Consider the following 17,447-nt stretch of genomic DNA (forward strand, 5'->3'; position numbering starts at 1 on the left):
ATGACCGCCTATCAACCCGATGCGCTGATCGCCGCCGATATCGACGCCTATCTCGCCACCCATGCCGCCAAGTCGATGCTGCGCTTCATCACGTGCGGCTCGGTCGATGACGGCAAGTCGACGCTGATCGGGCGGCTGCTGTATGATTCGAAGACCATCTTCGAGGATCAGCTGAGCCAGCTGGAGGCGGATAGCCGCCGCGTCGGCACGCAGGGGGCGAATATCGACTTCGCGCTGCTGGTCGATGGCCTCGCCGCCGAGCGCGAGCAGGGCATCACGATCGACGTGGCTTACCGCTTCTTCGCGACGGAGAAGCGCAAGTTCATTGTCGCCGATACGCCCGGCCACGAGCAATATACCCGCAACATGGTGACCGGCGCGTCCACCGCCGACCTGGCGGTGATCCTGATCGACGCGCGCAAGGGCGTGCTGACCCAGACGCGGCGGCACAGCTATCTCGCGCATCTGGTCGGCATCAAGGAGATCGTGCTGGCGGTCAACAAGATGGACCTGGTCGGCCACGACCAGTCGGTCTTCGAGGCGATCGTCGCCGACTATGCCGCGTTCGCCAAGACGATCGGGATCGAGCGGTTCACGGCGATCCCGCTGTCCGGCCTGACCGGTGCGAACGTCACCACACCCTCTCCCGATATGCCATGGTATGACGGTCCCGCCCTGCTCCCGCATCTGGAGACGGTGGCTATCGACGGCGACCGGGCGGTGGCCGCATCATTCCGGATGCCGGTGCAATGGGTCAACCGACCCGATCTCGACTTTCGCGGCTTTGCGGGCCTGATCGCAGGCGGCCGGGTGTCGGTCGGCGACCGGGTGCGGATCGCGCCCTCGGGCAAGACCACCCGCATCGCACGGATCGTCACCTATGATGGCGACCGCGAACAGGCTATGGCGGGCGAGGCGGTGACATTGGTGCTGGCCGAGGAGGTCGATTGCTCGCGCGGCGACGTGATCGCTGCCGCCGAGGACCCGCCCGAGGTCGCCGACCAGTTCGTCGCCACCATCGTCTGGATGGCCGATGCGCCGCTAGTGCCGGGGCGCAGCTATTCGCTGAAGCTGGGAACCCAGCTGGTCGGCGCAACGGTCCAGCCGCCCCGCCATGTCGTCGACGTCAACAGCCAGGAGCAGCATCCTGCCGACACGCTGGCGCTCAATGATATCGGGCTGGCGGAAGTCTATGCCGACCGCCCGATCGTGTTCGAGCCCTATGCGAAAGGCAGCGCGCTCGGCGGCTTCATCCTGATCGACCGCGCGACCAATGCGACGGTCGCGGCAGGGATGATCGACCATGCGCTGCGTCGGGCGCAGAATGTCCATTGGCAATCGGCGGTGGTGACGCGCGAGGCACATGCCCGGCAAAAGGGACAGGCTCCCAAGGTCCTGTGGTTCACCGGCTTGTCCGGTTCGGGCAAGTCCACCATCGCCAACATGGTCGAGCAGAAGCTGCACAGCATGGGACGCCACAGCTTCCTGCTGGACGGCGACAATATCCGCCACGGCCTGAACCGCGACCTGGACTTCTCCGAAGCCGGGCGGGTGGAGAATATCCGCCGGGTGGGTGAGGTTGCCAAGCTGATGGCCGATGCGGGCCTGATCGTGCTGACCGCCTTCATCTCCCCCTTCAAGGCCGAGCGCGACATGGTGCGTGCGCTGCTGCCCGAGGGCGAGTTCGTCGAGATCTTCGTCGATACTCCGCTGGATGTCGCCGAAGACCGCGACGTGAAGGGCCTTTATGCCAAGGCGCGGGCTGGCGAGATCGCCGAGTTTACCGGCATCTCCAGCCCCTATGAAGCGCCCGAGCGGCCCGAAATCCGCATCGACACGACGAAGGAGACGGCGGAACAGGCCGCATCGCGGATCGTCGAGCATGTGCTGGGCATCTGGAGTTACGATCTGTGACCGACGCCGAACTGGCTCGCTCGGTCGCGGTCGAGGCGGGCGAGCTGCTCAAGTCCATCCGCGCGTCGAGTGGATTGGAAGGCGCTGCCCTTGGCGCGCTGGGCGACAGGGATGCCAATACGCTGATCCTCGACCGTTTACGTGCTGCACGGCCCGACGACTTCATCCTGTCGGAGGAGTCTGTGGACGACCGCGCCCGCTGTGCCGCCAGCCGGGTGTGGATCGTCGACCCTCTCGACGGCACGCGTGAATATGCCAGCGGGTCGAGCGAATGGGCGGTGCATATCGGCCTGGCCATCGACGGTCGCCCGGCCCTGGGCGCGGTGTCGGTACCCGATCGCGATCAGGTCTTCGCGACCGACGACCTTCCTCCCAGACACCCTCCCTGCCCGGCGGGCCTGCGCGTCGTCGTCAGCCGCAGCCGCGCGCCCGATATCGCGCGTTGCGTCGGCGACCGGCTGGGCGCGACCATGATCCCCATGGGTTCGGCGGGTGCCAAGGCGATGGCGGTGGTCGAGGGCCGCGCCGATGTCTATCTGCATGACGGCGGGCAATATGAGTGGGACAATTGCGCCCCCGCCGCCGTCGCGCTGGCAGCCGGGTTTCACGCCTCGCGCATCGACGGCAGCCCGTTGGTCTATAATTGCCAGAACCCCCTGCTGCCCGATCTGCTGATCTGTCGGCAGGAAGTGGCGGCCACCGTGCTGGAAGCCATCGCGCGGGGTTGAGGCGGATCGATACAGGTTGCATAAATGTGACCTTGTAACGTCTCATGGCTTGGTTCATGGGTCGACGATGCCGCACCCATTTTCCGTCGCTCTTGTCGTGCGGACGCTTCCATGACCCTTGTCCCCCTCGCCTTCGGCTTTGCCGCCATGCTCGCCACGCTGGCGGGCGGGCTGCTCGCCCTGCGACTGCGTCATCGTATCGGGCTGGTGCTGGGCGTGACCGCCGGGATCGTGGTCGGCGTGGCCTTGTTCGATCTGGTGCCCGAGGCATTGGAGCTGGCGGGGGACCGTTGGACGGTCCGCGCGATGATGGCGTTCAGCGCGATGGGGCTGGGCGGCTATATGCTGCTCGACCGTGTGCTTGCCCGGATACCACGCGCCGCGGCCGCGTCATGGCGGGGCGATCTGGGCCCAGCCATGCTCTGCCTGCACAGCCTGATGGACGGGCTGGGCATCGGCATCGCGTTTCAGATCGATACGGCGGCGGGTTGGATGATCGCGCTGGCCGTCCTGACCCATGACGTGGCGGACGGCGTCAATACCGTCAGCCTCAGCCTGGCCGCGCGGTCGGAAGCGGCGGCGCGGCGCTGGCTGGTGCTCAATGGGGTCGCCCCGATGCTGGGGGTCTTGATCGGCCTGGGGCTATCGATCCCGGCGGGCATGCTGGCGCCGCTGATGGCGCTGTTCGCCGGGATTTTCCTCTATATCGGTGCCTGCGAGTTGGTGCCGCGCAGCCAGTCGCTCGATCCGCGACTTCGGACCAGTGTCGCGACACTGGCGGGCATCGCGTTGATGCTGAGCGTAACACACTTCGCCCACTGACGCCCTATTTCGGGTACCGTCGCCGGGAAGGGTAGCCGACGACGGTACCCTCGACCTCAAGCGGGCTGGGCGGCCTCCGCCGCCGCATTCGCCCCGCCTTCGGCCATGCCGGTGAGCTTTTCGTCGGTCGCCTTTTCCTCGGCCAACGTCTCGTCCAGGATCGCCGCGCAGTCGCTGCGCCCCAGCTGCCGTGCCCAGGACACCAGCGTGCCGTAGCGCGCGATCTCATAATGCTCGACCGCCTGCGCCGCCGCGATCAGCGCGGCGTCGAGCACCCGCTTGTCGGCGACTTCGCCCGCGACCTCATTGGCCTCCTTGATGATGCCGTCGATGGCCGGGCAGGTGACCGCCTTGGGCGTTTCGCCGTGCATCTCGAACACCTGTTCCAGCCGCCGGATCTGCCCTTCGGTTTCGCGCAGATGCTGCTCGAACCCGGCCTTGAGCTGCGGGTCCGTCGCCTTCTCGATCATCTTGGGCAGCGCCTTGGTGATCTGATGCTCGGCGTAGTAGATGTCCTGAAGCTGATGGACGAACGGGTCGTTCAGCGTCGCGATGTCCTTGGAAAACAGGCCCATGATCCGTCTCCTGATGGGGTGGTCTTAGCGGTCGGCCGAGCCGGGCTCGGCGATCTTGCGATGGGCTTCGGCCAAGACGGACTGGGGCACGACGCCCGAACCCGCGACCTGCAACTTGTTCTTCAGCCCGGTGGTGATGTGCCCCTCGCCCGCCTTCATCGCGTCCCAGCCCTTTTGGGCGACCTCGGCGGGATCGTCCTTCTTGCTCTGGCCGACATTGGTGTCGAGCATGTCGGCGCGGGCGAAGAATTCGGTGTCGGTCGGCCCCGGCATCAGGGTGGTCAGGGTCACGCCCTTCTCGTCCTTCAGCTCGTTGCGCAGCGCCTCGGTAAAATTGTCGATGAACGCCTTGGTCGCGTTGTAGATGGCGTTGAACGGACCGGGGATGAAGCCGACGATCGATCCCGTCACCAGCACCTTGCCCTCGCCGCGCCGGACCATCGCCGACAATATGCGTTGCAGCAGATAGACCGTGCCGGTGACGTTGGTGTCGACCGAGCGCCGCCAGTCCCGGACCGACTGGTCGAGGAAGGCCCCGCCCTTGCTGTTGCCCGCATTGGCGCACAGCACGTCGACGCTCCGGCCATCGGCGGCGGCGAGCAGCGTATCGACGCCCTCCAGGGTCGACAGGTCCGCCTCGACCGCCTGGACCTGCGCGCCCAAAGCGGACAGCTTGCTGGCGGCCGTGTGGATCGCGGCCTCATCCGCGACGATCAGCAGGTCATAGCCGTCACGCGCCGCGCACGCCGCCAGATGATAGCCGATGCCCGTCGAGGCACCGGTCACGATTGCGAATTTCTCTGCCATGGCGTGGTTCCTTATTGACCGGGCTTCAGCACGATCTTGGTCACTTCGTTCTGCTTGTCGTGGAACATGCGATATCCCTCGGGCGCCTGTTCCAGCGGCAAGCGGTGCGAGATCAGGAAGGTCGTATCGATCTTCCCCTCCATGATCGCGTCGAGCAGACCGGGAAGGTAGTGCTGGACATGGGTCTGCCCGGTCTTGAGCGTCAGCCCCTTCTGCATCACCGCGCCCAGCGGAAACTTGTCGACGAAGCCGCCATAGACGGCGGGCATCGACACGCGGCCGCCCTTGCGACAGGCGATGATCGCCTGGCGAATGGCATGGATGCGATCGGTGCCAAGGAAGGTCGAGGCCTTGATCTGGTCGATCGCGTTGTCGACGAACAGGCCATGCGCCTCCAGCCCGACCGAGTCGATCACCGCATCGGGGCCGATCCCGCCGGTCATCTGCATCAGCGCGTCATAGGTCGCGGTCTGCTCGTAGTTGATCGTCTCCGCACCGAACGTGCGCGCCAGTTCCAGCCGATGCGGGAAATGGTCGATCGCGATCACCCGTTCGGCGCCCATCAGGAAGGCCGACTGAACCGCGAAAAGCCCGACCGGACCACAGCCCCAGACCGCGACCGTGTCGCCCGGTTCGATATCCGCATTCTCCGCCGCCATCCAGCCGGTGGGCAGGATGTCGGACAGGAACAGCACCTTCTCGTCCTCTACCCCGTCGGGGATGACGATCGGGCCGGTATCGCTGAACGGTACGCGGACATATTCCGCCTGCCCGCCCGCATAGCCGCCGGTCATATGGCTATAGCCGAACAGTGCGGCCATCGGGTGGCCGTACAGCTCGCGGGCGATATCCTGATTGTCGGCCGGGTTGCCGTTCTCGCAGCCCGAATATTGATGCTTGCCGCAATGATAGCAGGAGCCGCAGGCGATGGTGAACGGCACCACGACCTTCTGCCCCTTCTTCAGCGTCGAGCCCGATCCCGTCTCGACAACCTCGCCCATGAACTCATGGCCCAGGATGTCGCCCGACTGCATCGTCGGGATATAGCCGTCATAGAGGTGAAGGTCGGAGCCGCAGATCGCGGTCGCGGTCACCTTGATGATCGCGTCGCGCGGATTGACGATTTCCGGGTCGTCGACATTGTCGATGCGGACGTCATGCTTGCCATGCCAGGTCAGCGCTTTCATGCGGCCTGCTCCTCACGCTGTTTGGGGTTCATCGCGTTGGTGGCGACCTCGCCGGTTTCCATCAGCTGCTTGAAGCGGGCGAGATCGCGGCGGACCTGGATATTGGGTTCGCGCTGGAACAGCTTGGCGACCAGCTTGCCGATGACGCCAGCTGGCGGATCATAAAGGATGGTCGCGGTGACGACGGTGCCCCGCGTGCCCGCATCGCGGAAGGTCACGCGGCCCGAATTGGCGATATCCGCCCCTTCCGCCGAGGCCCAGGCGATCAGTTCGCCCTCACGCTCCTCGGTGACGATCGCGTCCCATTCGACATGGGTGCCGCCCGGCGCCTTGACGATCCAGTGCGAGCGCTTGTCGTCGAGCACTTCGACCCGCTCGACATTCTCCATCACGCTGGCGAGATTGGAGAAGTCACGCCACCAGGCATAGAGCTCTGCGGATGGGCGGTTGATCGTCACCGCCCATCCGGCAAAGCTGTCCCCGCGATCCTCGACCCCCTCGGCGGTGGCGATCCTGACGGCGGCATCCTGGTCCTTGGACGTCGACACGGGGGCGTCGTCATGGGGTCTGTCGGCGATGTCCGGCATAAGCCTCTCTCCTCATTCCATGCCCGGACAGCGTTGGGTGAGGCGCGATGTTCCTTATTTTATCATGTTTTTCCAGTATCTTGATACATATCAATCGATAGAGGGATCAGCCCGCCGTCACTCGGATCTGGGCACGGCCGACCTTGCGCGCCAGCGCCTTGGGATCGGGAATGGTCATGGATCGCGACGACCAGATCAGGTCGCCCGCCCGCCGCGCCGCCTGCAACATGCGGTTCACGTGCACCGCCGTCAGGCCGAGTGCATCGGCCAGAGTCTCTTGCGTGATCGGCAGATCGAAGCTGCGGCCATGGGTCATTTCGCTGAGTTCCAGACGCTCATGCAGTTCGAGCATCAGGTCGCCGATGCGCTCCATCGCATTCATCCGCCCCAATCGCGCGATCTGGGCCAGCAGATAGGCCTCGTCCATCGCATGGGCGACCGCATAGGCTTCGTCGAGCGCGGGCAGCGTGCCCGGCTCGGGCGGGGCGCAGGTCATGACCTCGGTCAGGGTGATGATGCTCGTCGGTGCCACCGGGCGCCGGTGATGATAGAGACCGACGACATCGCCCGGCAGCAGGAAGTTGAGGAACTGCCGCCGCCCGTCGAGCAGGATGCGCACGCGTGCCGCCCATCCCGACAGGATCAGATGCGGGCTGGCGATGTCGCGCCCCTCGACCATCAGGTCTCGCCGGGGCCGGAATTGCTGGGGCCGGGCGATCGCCTCGCCAAGCGCCGAGAACGAGGCATGGTCCAGGGGCGCAAGCCGCGACAAGCGATGGAGCGCCGGCGCGATCGGCCGGATGCTGCGCGTAAGCGGAATATTCATGGTTTGCCCTTCGCCGTCATCAGGAAAAACGGCCCATCGACCGGGCGGCCCAAGGGAAGCATGGTACGCAGCGGGGATCGAAACAAATTCATCGCAACTCTCCTCATCCTGCCACTGACCTGAATTGGCCATGCGGCGAGAGCGATGACGCGACAGACGCCACCGGGTAATGCATAAAGGAGTTCGACAGCGCCCAACCGGCAACAAACCACCGGATCGATCCGCCATCACGGTCATGACGAACCAATCGAGGACTGTCGTAACGCTTCCGTGTGCAAGGTGTACGAACAACCGTCCGCTGCGCTCCATAATGCACATCAATATCCGGCGTTTTTCGGGTGTTAACGTGAAAAACGGGGTGGGACGTGTGAAATAGACGGCACGACACCGCCGTCTTTTGCATCCCTTCAGACTCGTTTTGAAACGCCGTGGCGTTGCAGGCGGCGGCGACCACGACAAAGGCCATCCCTCATTCCCTTTTGAGCCCGAAACCCTATGGTGCGCGCCTTTCTGTCCAAGAGGCTCCTCCATGCGTTTCGCCACCCTCACCCGCCAGCCCGACGATCCCCTGCTGCGGATCATCGGCCAGCACGCCGCCGACCCGCGCACGAACAAGATCGACCTGGGCGTCGGCGTGTTTCGCGACGAGGAAGGCCGCACGCCCGTCATGACGGCAGTGAAGGCGGCCGAAGCCCGCCTGCTGACCGAACAGTCGAGCAAATCCTATCTGGGACCGGAGGGCGATATCGGCTTCGTCCGGGCGCTGGCGACGCTGGTGCTGGGCGACGCGGTTGCGGCCGAACGGGTCGTCGGACTCCAGACGCCCGGCGGGACCGGGGCGCTGCGCCTTGCCGCCGAACTGTTGGCGCGGGCGGGCGTCGAACGGATCTGGATCGGCAGCCCGAGCTGGGCCAATCACGCGCCGCTCTTCCGCCAGGCGGGGGTCGAACCGGCGATGATCCCCTGTTTCGACCTGAACACCCAGAGCTTTGACCTTGACGGCTTCCTGACCGGGCTGAGCGAAGCGGGTGCGGGCGATGCCGTCTTGCTGCATGGCTGCTGCCACAATCCGATCGGGATCGATCCCGATGCAGCGGGCTGGCATGCCATCGCGTCCCTCGTCGCCGAATGCGGGCTGCTGCCGGTCGTCGATCTTGCCTATCAGGGCTTGGGCGATGGCTTCGATGTCGATGCCCAGGGCGCGCGCACCATATTGGCGGCGGTGCCCGAGGCGCTGCTCGCCTATTCCTGCGACAAGAATTTCGGGCTGTACCGCGAGCGGACCGGCGCGCTGTTCGCCGTCACCCCCGATCGGGACAGCGGCGCGACGGTGTTCTCCAACCTGCTGGCGCTGGCACGGGCCAATTGGTCGATGCCGCCGGATCACGGCGCGGCCATCGTCCGTATCATCCTGGAAGATGAAGGCCTGACCGCTGAGTGGCGTGACGAGCTGGAAACGATGCGCCAGCGCCTCGAAAGCCTGCGCGCGGCGCTGGCCGCCGGGGGGCGGATCGGGACGATCGATCTGGCAGCCGTGGCGCACGGCAAGGGCATGTTCGCCACCCTGCCCCTCTCGCCCGCGCAGGTGGAATGGCTGCGCGATCGTCATGCCGTCTATATGGCCGGGTCGGGCCGGATCAATATCGCCGGGTTCAATATGGCGGCGGTCCAGACCTTCCATGAAGCGCTGCGGGACATGGTGGCGAACGGGGTCGTGTGATCCGGGCTATCCCGCCGTTCCTTTGGGGCGGCGGCATTCCCTTGGCCACTCGGCCAACAAAAAGGGGCGCATCCGAATGGCCGGATGCGCCCCTTTCCGTGAGGGTATAGGCCGAGAAACCCCGGCCCGCCCCGCCTTACTTGCCCGAGTGCACGATGCGGTTGACCAGGTTCTCGATCCGCTCCTGACGGCCCGAACGGGGCTTCGGATCGATCGCCTTCTCGACCGCGAGGTCCGCGATCCCGGCCAGGTCGAGACCACCGACCTTCTGCCCGAAATCACCATCCCAACCGGCATAACGCTCGGACTTGATGGCATCCAGACGACCGTCCTCGATCAGCGCGGCGGCGTTGAGCAGGCCCTTGGCCACCACGTCGATCCCGCCGACATGGCCGTGGAACAGATCGACCGCGTCCATCGACTGGCGACGCACCTTGGCGTCGAAGTTGAAGCCGCCGGTGGTGAAGCCGCCCGCCCGGATGATCTCCAGCACGGCCAGCGTCAGTTCCTCGACCGAGTTGGGGAACTGGTCGGTATCCCAGCCATTCTGGTGGTCGCCGCGATTGGCGTCGATCGACCCGAAGATGCCCAGCGCCCCCGCGGTCGCGATCTCATGCTCGAAGGTGTGGCCGGCCAGCGTGGCGTGGTTCGCCTCGATATTGACCTTCACTTCGTTCTCCAGGCCATAAGCCTTGAGGAAGCCGTACACGGTGGCCGTGTCGAAGTCATACTGGTGCTTGGTCGGCTCGTGCGGCTTCGGCTCGATCAGGATGGTGCCGGTGAAGCCGATCTTGTGCTTGTGCTCGACGACGAGGCTCAGAAAACGGCCCAGATTGTCCAGCTCGCGCTTCATGTTGGTGTTGAGCAGCGTCTCGTAGCCCTCGCGACCGCCCCACAAAACGTAGTTCGCGCCGCCCAGACGGTGCGTCGCTTCCAGCGCGTCGCGGACCTGCATCGCACCGAAGGCATAGACTTCGGGGTCCGGGTTGGTCGCGCCACCGGCGGCGAAGCGCGGATGGCTGAACAGGTTGGCGGTGCCCCAGAGCAGCTTGCGACCCGACGAGGCCTGCAGCTTTTCGAGATGATCGACCGCTTCGGCGAAGTAACGGCGATGCTCGGCAACGCCCTGCGCATCGGCCATCACGTCGACGTCGTGGAAGCAGTAATAGGGCACGTCGAGCTTCGAGAAGAAGTCGAACGCGACCTCCCGCTTCTGCGCGGCGGCCGCGCTGTCGTTGGCGCCCGCATGCCAGGGGCGGTTGAAGGTGCCGCCGCCGAACACGTCCGAACCCGGCCAGCAGAAGGTGTGCCAGAAGCAGGCGGCGAAGCGGAGATGCTCCTCCATCGTCTTGCCCAGCACGACGCGGTTCTTGTCGTAGAAGCGGTAGGCGAGCTCGTTGTCGCTGTCCGGACCTTCATAGCGGATCGTCGGGATGTCGGCGAAAAAGTCGGTAGCCATGTTACGAATTCCTCGGAGTGATGCGGGAATAGCTGTCGCGGAAGCGCGCGATCTTGGGGGCGAAACGCTCGGCGAGCGCAGCGTCCGGAGCGATGGTGTGGGACACGGGCGGCGGTGCGCAGACCTCTTCCGGCGAGCCGCCATCGACCGCCAGCTGGGCAAGGCGCGCCGCACCGAGCGCCGGGCCGACCTCGCCACCCTTGAGATAGACCAGCTCGACGTTCAGCGCGGCGGCCAGCGTCTGCCCCCAATAGGACGAACGCGCACCGCCGCCGATGACCGACAGCTGCGACAGCTCGGTCCCGGCATCGCGGAGTACCGAGAGACCGTCGGCCAAAGCAAAGGCCACGCCCTCCAGCACCGCCTGCGCCAGACGCTCCGGCGTGGTGTCGTGGTCGAGGCCCAGGAACGCCCCGCGCACCTCGGCATCGTTATGCGGCGTCCGCTCGCCCGACAGATAGGGCAGGAAGATTTCGGGGCCGCTCGCAGGACCCACGCTTTCGGCGCGGGCGAACAGTTCAGCCGCGCCGGGCGTGCCGGTCAGCCGTGCGACCCAGTCGATGCAGGCCGCCGCCGACAGATGCACCGACATCTGATGCCAGACATCGGGCAGACAGTGGCAGAAGGCATGGACGGCCCCCGCCGGATTGGGCCGGAATTCCCTGGTCGCGGCGAAGATCACGCCCGACGTGCCCAGCGACAGCAACGCATCGCCGTCCTTGACCACGCCCACGCCCGCGGCCCCGGCGGCATTGTCGCCACCACCGCCCGCGACCGGCACCTGGTCGATGCCCCAGGCTTCGGCAACCTCGGCGCGCAGCTTACCGGTCTGCGCCGTGCCCTCGACCGCCTGCGGCATCTGCTCGCGGGTCAGGCCGGTCGCGGCGAGGATATCGTCGCTCCATTCGCGGCGTTCGACGTCCAGCCAGAGCGTACCCGCCGCATCCGACACGTCCGACGCCTTCTCGCCGGTCATCCGCAGACGGACATAATCCTTGGGCAGCAGCACGGTACGGATCTTCGCGAAGGTTTCCGGCTCATGATGCTGCACCCATAGCAGCTTGGGCGCGGTAAAGCCCGGCATGGCGAGGTTGCCCGCGACCCGGTGGAGATCGGGGGCCTTGACCTCCAGCTCCGCACATTCGGCATGGCTGCGCCCGTCATTCCACAGGATGCCGGGGCGCAGGACCTGATCGTCCGCGCCCAGCAAGGTGGCGCCGTGCATCTGCCCGGCCAGGCCGATGCCGCGCACCGCCCGACGCACCGCCGGATCGATCGCCCGGACGGCCGAAATCGTCGCCTGCCACCAGGCCTCCGGGTCCTGTTCGGACCAGAGCGGGTGGGGACGCTGCACGGTCAGCGCCGCCGTCCCCTGCCCCACCACAGCGCCATGTTCGTCCAGCACGACGGCCTTCACGCCCGACGTGCCGATATCGATGCCAAGGAACATCCCGCGTCCTTACTTCACGAACGGGTCGATGGTCGGGATCGTCCCGTCCGGGTTGAACTTCAACTCGGTCATCTTGACGTTACGCAGGTGGTTCTTATCCGACAATTGCGTATCGGCGTAGAAAAGCCACCACTTGCCCTTCCACTCGACGATCGAATGATGGGTGGTCCAGCCCTGCACCGGCTTCAGGATATGGCCCTTATAGGTGAACGGGCCATAGGGGCTGGTGCCGATCGCATAGTTCAGGAAATGCGTGTCGCCGGTCGAATAGGTGTAATAATATTTGCCGTCGCGCTTGAAGACCCAGGACGCCTCGAAGAAGCGCTTGTCATGGTCGCCGCCCAACACCGGCTGGCCCTTTTCGTCGAGGATCACGACGTCGCGCGGGGTTTCCGCGAAGGTCTTCATGTCGGGGTTCATCTTGGCGATCTTGCCCGAGATGGCGGGCTGGTCGTCCTGCTTCAGGTCGGTATCGCTGCCGTTCGGATCATATTTGCCGTCCTTCCAGCGCTGAAGCTGACCGCCCCAGATGCCGCCGAAATACATATATGCCGTGCCGTCCGCATCCTGGAACACGGCGGGGTCCATCGAGAAGCTGCCGGCGATCGCCTCCGGCTCTGCCTTGAACGGACCCATCGGATTCTTTGAGGTCGCGACGCCGATGCGGAACGCGCCCAGGCCGTTCCGGTCCTTGGTCTTATCGCGTGCCGGGAAATAGAGATAATAAGTGCCGTCCTTATAGGCGGCGTCGGGTGCCCACATCTGCTGCGAGGCCCAGGGCACGTCCTTGACGTCGAGCGCGACGGGGCCGACCGTGACCTTGCCGCCCGGCTCGTCCATGCGCAGCACGCGATAGTCGCGCATCGCATATTGATTGCCCAGATCGTCGTTCGGCGTGTCGGTCGGCACGTCGTGGCTGGGGTAGACATAGAGCTTGCCGTCGCTCCAGACATGCGCGGACGGATCGGCGGTGAAGATCTCGCGCACCAGCGGCTGCGACAGGTAATGACGACCATCGGGCGAGGTCGGATTGGCATCGTTCGACGCCGTTGCCGTCGTGTTTTCGCCCACGGCATTGTCGGCCTTTTGCGCCGTCCCGCAGGCCGCCGTGCCGAGCCCCAGCACGAGGCTGGCCATCATCAAGCGCTTCATCGCTTTTCCTCTCCAAGCGCTCCATCTTTGGAGCTTTGAAAGTACGATAGCGCTATCAGGACACGGGATGCAAGGCCGGTTCAGCGTTTTGCGATGGGACGGGGCTTTGCTTGACAACAGCCATGTCGGCATTGTTGGTAACGATATTCGGCCCCGCTCCTTCCACCGTGGGCCACCCATTCCAAAGACCGACGCCACCAGGTCGGCACGCTTTCAGGATAGAGGATGACCCGCATGGCCCTTCGCTTCTTGCCGTCACGCTGGCTGCTTGCCGCAAGCGTCGCATTGATCCCAATCACAGCCGCACCTGCCCAGATGGCGACCCAGCAACCGGCCGTCGTGCCGGGCGCCAAGCCGGTCACGGTCGAGCGGATCAAGGTTCATTCCGCCGCGATCGAGGGCAATCTGGAGGGCAACAGCGCCGATCGCGACGTCATCGTCGTCCTGCCCCCCGACTATGCCAAGAACCGTACGCGCCGATATCCGGTGGTCTATGCGCTGCACGGTTATTCGATCGGCGCGGACCAATGGACGAAGGAAATCCATGTCCCCGCCTCGGTCGAAGGGGCCTTTGCCCGCGGCGTCCCGCCGATGATCCTGGTCTTTCCCGACAGCAAGACGATGCACAACGGGTCGATGTATTCCTCGTCGCAGACGGTGGGCGATTTCGAGCGGTTCATCAGCCACGATCTGATCGCCGCGATCGACGCGCGCTATCGCACCATCCCGCGTCGCGAAGCGCGTGGCCTCGCTGGTCATTCGATGGGCGGATATGGCACCACGCGGATCGGGATGAAACATGCCGACATGTACGGCGCGATCTATATGATGAGCCCCTGCTGCCTGTCGCCTCGCGCGATGGCACGGCCGGAGGGGACGGATGAAAAACTGCTGACCAGCCTCACCTCACCCAGCGAGTCCGCCAAGCTCAACTGGGGCCAGCGGGCGATGCTGGCAGCCTCGGCCGCCTGGTCGCCCAATCCGAAGAATGCGCCGCTCTATCTCGACCTGCCGATCAAGGACGGCAAGGTGCGCGACGATATCGTCGCCAAGTGGCTGGCCAACACGCCGCTGGCGTTCGTCGACCAATATGTCACGCCCTTGCGCACCTACCGCGCGATCGGGCTGGATGTCGGGTCGCAGGACGGGCTGAAAGCCGATGCGCAGGCCCTGCACGAAGCGCTCGACCGTTATGGCATCGCCCATAAGTTCGAGATTTACGACGGCGACCATGTGAACCGGATCGGCGTACGGTTCCAGGAACAGGTGCTGCCGTTCTTCGGGCGGGCGCTGGCGACGAAGTAAATAAACTTTCCTCCCCTGCAAGGGGAGGGTGACCATGCGCAGCATGGTGGAGGGGTGTCGCGCTCTCGATAGGGCAACACCCCTCCGTCAGGCCTTCGGCCTGCCACCTCCCCTTGCAGGGGAGGAATAACATTGGATCTCAATCTGCAATGGGCGTCGCCGTATCGATCCGGAACGGCGCGCTGCGCACCGGCACGCCGGTATCCGGCTGGCCCGAGCCGACCGAGGCGCGATAGTCGCCTTTCATCACCAGCCGCTGGCCATCTCGATCCACCGCACTCAGGTCGCGCGGGCTCAGTGTAAAAGTCAGGCTCTTCCGCTCGCCGGGATCCAGATGCACCCTCCGGAACCCGCGCAGTGCGACACGCGGCACGCCCTCCACCTTGGGGAAGTTGAGGTACAACTGGGCCACCTCGTCGCCCTCGCGACGACCGGTATTCCGCACTTCGGTCGTGACGGTCATGCTGCCGTCCGCATCGGCCTTCACCGTCAGCGGTGCATAGGCGAAGCTGGTATAGCTGAGCCCATAGCCGAACGGGTAGACCGGCGTGCCGGTGAAGTAGCGATAGGTCCGCCCCTTCATCGCATAATCGCCGAACGGCGGCAGGTCCTCCACCGAACGATAGAAGGTCAGCGGCAGTCGCCCCGCCGGGTTGGTCTTGCCCGACAGGACATGACCGACCGCCAGTCCGCCCGCCTGGCCCGGATACCAGGCCTCAATGATGGCATCGGCATTCGCCTTGGCCCAGGCGAGGTTCACCGGGCTGCCGTTCATCAGCACGACGATCAGTGGACGTCCGGTCGCCTTGGCCTGTTCGAGCAGCGCCTGCTGGTCGGCGGGCAGGTCGAGCGTCGTCTTGTCGCCCCCCTTGAAGCCGGGGACCGAGATCGGCGCCTCCTCCGCCTCCAGATCGGAGGTCAGCCCGACGACCGCGACCAGCGCGTCGCTGGCTTTGGCGACCGTGCGCAGCTCGGCCACGGGGTCGTCGGATACCCGCTTCCAGACCAGATTGATGCCGGTCAGGATACGCGCCTCGGTCGTGACGGTGATCGGGTAGCGCCGCCCCTTTTCCAGCGTGACGGTACGCATCGTCGGAAGGCTGTTCCACGATGCCTTGGTCAGGTCGACGAACGGCTGTCCGTCCAACGTCATCGCGCCGTTGAAGCCCGCTATGCCCAGCCTGTAACGCCCGGTCTCCGGCGGCACGAGATAGCCGGTCCATACCGCCCGGTGCACGTCACGGACGGACGACAGGTCCAGGCTGCGCGAGGCGGCGTTGGCCTCGACACGGGTGACGACGGGGCGATCCTCGAACCGGGCAGTCTTGAGCCATTCGTTCAGGGCACCGGGGGCGAAGCGATCGGGGATGCGCCCGACGACATTATAATAGCGTGCGGTCAGGCCCGGCGCGCCGCTCTCGGTCTGGAGCGCGGTCGTCGGGATCGGATCGCCATCGGTATAGGTTTCGGCAAAGGGCACATAGCGTACCTGCGCGCTCGGCATGGCCTGCCGCAGCCCCTCGACCACCGATACCTGCGGCCCCGACAGCGCGGAGGAATAGTTTCCACGCAGCACCCGCGTCGCATCGCCCAACGGCCCGATGACCGCGATCCGCGCATGGGGTTTCAGCGGCAAGATGCCCTTGTTCTTGAGAAGGACGAGGCTCTTTTCCGCGACGTCCAGCGCCAGCGCGCGGTGGGCGGGCGTGTCGATGTCGCGGGGCGAACTGGTCTGGGTCGACAGCGGACGCAGGCCCGGCAGGTCGCCGGTCCGATAGCGCGCCGCAAACAGCCGCGTCAGCGAACGGTCGATATCCGCGACCGAGATCAACCCGCGCGACAGCGCCTCGCGATACGGATTGGTCAGCCCGTCCGTATCGGTCAGCGTCGCGTTGTTGCACTCGTTATCGACGCCCGCCCGCATCGCCGCTGCCACCGCGCTCGCCGCATCGGGGGCATAGTGATGGTTCGCGGCAATATCCTTCACCGCATCGCAATCCGACACGACATAGCCGCGAAAGCCCCAGTGTCCGCGCAGATGATCCTTCAGCAACAGGTCGCTTGCGCAGGCGGGCTGGCCGTCGATCCGGTTATAGGCGCACATGATCGATCCGGCCCCGCCCTCGACGATCGCGGCACGAAAGGCGGGCAGATAGGTATCGACCAGATCATGCTGCGAAACATAGACATTGGCTTCGTGTCGGGTCGATTCCGGACCGCTGTGCACGGCATAGTGTTTGGGCGTGGCGACGACATCGATCCGGGTCGGATCGTCGCCCTGCATCCCACGTACGAAGGCGACGCCCATCCTGGCGGTCAGGAACGGGTCCTCGCCATAGGTCTCCTGCCCCCGCCCCCAACGCGGATCGCGGAAGATGTTGATGTTGGGCGACCAGGTGTCGAGCCCGGTACCGATCCGACCCATCCGCCCGGTCGTCCGCGCCAGCGCATGGAGCCCGCGCACTTCGGCGCTGATCGCCTGTGCCGCGCGTCCGACCAGCGCGTCATCGAAGGTCGCCGCCAGCCCCACCGGCTCGGGGAAGTTGGTCGTCGGCACCGGGCCCAGCGCGCCATGCAGTGACTCCGTCCACCAATTATAGGCAGGCACTTCCAGCCGTGGGATGGCGGGCGCGGTGTTGAGCAGTTGGCCGAGCTTTTCGTCGGTCGTCATCCGACCGACCAGCCGCGCGGCCAGCGCCTCGGCCTGTTCCGGACCGGCCGCCGCCTGCTGCTGCGCCAGCACCGTGCCGGAGGTCGATAACGCCAGAGCCGAAAGGATCGCCGCACGCCATGAATTCATGCCAAATCACTCCCCTGAAACCATATTTTTGGTAACGGTATCACGAAAGCCGTCGCCGTCCAGCATTCGATTTTCATACGGTTTTTCAACGGTGCAACGGTGGACAGCCCGGGTT

Annotated in this window: 15 protein-coding genes; 5 read left to right on the plus strand and 10 right to left on the minus strand. The window is 65.4% G+C overall.

Annotated features, from left to right (window positions below; genetic code table 11):
* The 3 genes from cysN (at position 1) to ACQR50_RS09575 (ending at position 3,464) form a co-directional block, all read left to right on the plus strand.
* Positions 1–1,914 (plus strand): sulfate adenylyltransferase subunit CysN, encoded by a 1,914-nt coding sequence (gene cysN / locus ACQR50_RS09565; RefSeq protein ID WP_428968128.1) that lies wholly within the window; start codon positions 1–3, stop codon positions 1,912–1,914.
* A complete protein-coding gene (locus ACQR50_RS09570; protein WP_428968129.1) occupies positions 1,911–2,642 on the plus strand; it encodes a 3'(2'),5'-bisphosphate nucleotidase CysQ in 732 nt (243 codons plus the stop codon). The genes cysN and ACQR50_RS09570 overlap by 4 nt, the downstream gene beginning before the upstream one ends.
* A 111-nt stretch (positions 2,643–2,753) precedes the next feature.
* Complete coding sequence (locus tag ACQR50_RS09575) at positions 2,754–3,464, plus strand: ZIP family metal transporter (RefSeq protein WP_428968130.1); 711 nt, start codon at positions 2,754–2,756, stop codon at positions 3,462–3,464.
* 56 nt (positions 3,465–3,520) lie between these two features.
* Here ACQR50_RS09575 and ACQR50_RS09580 read toward each other — a convergent pair whose 3' ends face one another.
* From ACQR50_RS09580 to ACQR50_RS09605, 6 genes are all read right to left on the minus strand, one after another.
* Positions 3,521–4,039 carry a ferritin-like domain-containing protein gene (locus tag ACQR50_RS09580; RefSeq protein WP_428968131.1) on the minus strand — a complete coding sequence of 173 codons (519 nt, stop codon included), beginning with the start codon at positions 4,037–4,039 and terminating at the stop codon, positions 3,521–3,523.
* 24 nt (positions 4,040–4,063) lie between these two features.
* Positions 4,064–4,846 carry an SDR family NAD(P)-dependent oxidoreductase gene (locus ACQR50_RS09585; protein ID WP_428968132.1) on the minus strand — a complete coding sequence of 261 codons (783 nt, stop codon included), beginning with the start codon at positions 4,844–4,846 and terminating at the stop codon, positions 4,064–4,066.
* Between the two features lie 11 nt (positions 4,847–4,857).
* A complete protein-coding gene (locus ACQR50_RS09590) occupies positions 4,858–6,033 on the minus strand; it encodes a zinc-dependent alcohol dehydrogenase (protein ID WP_428968133.1) in 1,176 nt (391 codons plus the stop codon).
* Complete coding sequence (locus ACQR50_RS09595; RefSeq protein WP_428968134.1) at positions 6,030–6,620, minus strand: SRPBCC family protein; 591 nt, start codon at positions 6,618–6,620, stop codon at positions 6,030–6,032. Before ACQR50_RS09595 ends, ACQR50_RS09590 begins: the two co-directional genes overlap by 4 nt.
* A 106-nt stretch (positions 6,621–6,726) precedes the next feature.
* Complete coding sequence (locus ACQR50_RS09600; RefSeq protein WP_428968135.1) at positions 6,727–7,446, minus strand: Crp/Fnr family transcriptional regulator; 720 nt, start codon at positions 7,444–7,446, stop codon at positions 6,727–6,729.
* Positions 7,447–7,549: 103 nt separating this feature from the next.
* Entirely contained in the window at positions 7,550–7,912 is a 363-nt protein-coding gene (locus ACQR50_RS09605) for a hypothetical protein (protein WP_428968136.1), read from the minus strand.
* Between the two features lie 63 nt (positions 7,913–7,975).
* Between ACQR50_RS09605 and ACQR50_RS09610 the strand changes: the two genes are divergently transcribed.
* Positions 7,976–9,166, plus strand: coding sequence for an aromatic amino acid transaminase (locus ACQR50_RS09610; protein WP_428968137.1), 1,191 nt, complete (start codon positions 7,976–7,978; stop codon positions 9,164–9,166).
* Between the two features lie 136 nt (positions 9,167–9,302).
* On the opposite strand, the gene xylA is transcribed toward ACQR50_RS09610, so the two are convergent.
* Genes xylA through ACQR50_RS09625 form a run of 3 tightly spaced genes read right to left on the minus strand, consistent with a single transcriptional unit; the run spans position 9,303 to position 13,227 of the window.
* Entirely contained in the window at positions 9,303–10,625 is a 1,323-nt protein-coding gene (gene xylA, locus ACQR50_RS09615) for a xylose isomerase (protein ID WP_428968138.1), read from the minus strand.
* 1 nt (position 10,626) lies between these two features.
* Positions 10,627–12,075 (minus strand): xylulokinase, encoded by a 1,449-nt coding sequence (xylB, locus tag ACQR50_RS09620; protein ID WP_428968139.1) that lies wholly within the window; start codon positions 12,073–12,075, stop codon positions 10,627–10,629.
* Between the two features lie 9 nt (positions 12,076–12,084).
* Positions 12,085–13,227 carry a glycoside hydrolase family 43 protein gene (locus ACQR50_RS09625; RefSeq protein WP_428968140.1) on the minus strand — a complete coding sequence of 381 codons (1,143 nt, stop codon included), beginning with the start codon at positions 13,225–13,227 and terminating at the stop codon, positions 12,085–12,087.
* A 234-nt stretch (positions 13,228–13,461) separates the two neighbouring features.
* Here ACQR50_RS09625 and ACQR50_RS09630 point away from each other — a divergent pair, with 234 nt between their 5' ends.
* The gene (locus ACQR50_RS09630; protein ID WP_428968141.1) at positions 13,462–14,532 is read left to right on the plus strand and encodes an alpha/beta hydrolase; all 1,071 of its coding nucleotides are present in this window, start codon (positions 13,462–13,464) and stop codon (positions 14,530–14,532) included.
* Between the two features lie 139 nt (positions 14,533–14,671).
* Here the strand turns inward: ACQR50_RS09630 and ACQR50_RS09635 are convergent, their stop codons facing one another.
* Positions 14,672–17,332, minus strand: coding sequence for a glycoside hydrolase family 3 C-terminal domain-containing protein (locus tag ACQR50_RS09635; RefSeq protein WP_428968142.1), 2,661 nt, complete (start codon positions 17,330–17,332; stop codon positions 14,672–14,674).
* Positions 17,333–17,447 lie beyond the last annotated feature (115 nt).

Source organism: Sphingomonas sp. Xoc002 (assembly GCF_050408055.1).
GTDB classification, from domain to species: domain Bacteria; phylum Pseudomonadota; class Alphaproteobacteria; order Sphingomonadales; family Sphingomonadaceae; genus Sphingomonas; species Sphingomonas yabuuchiae.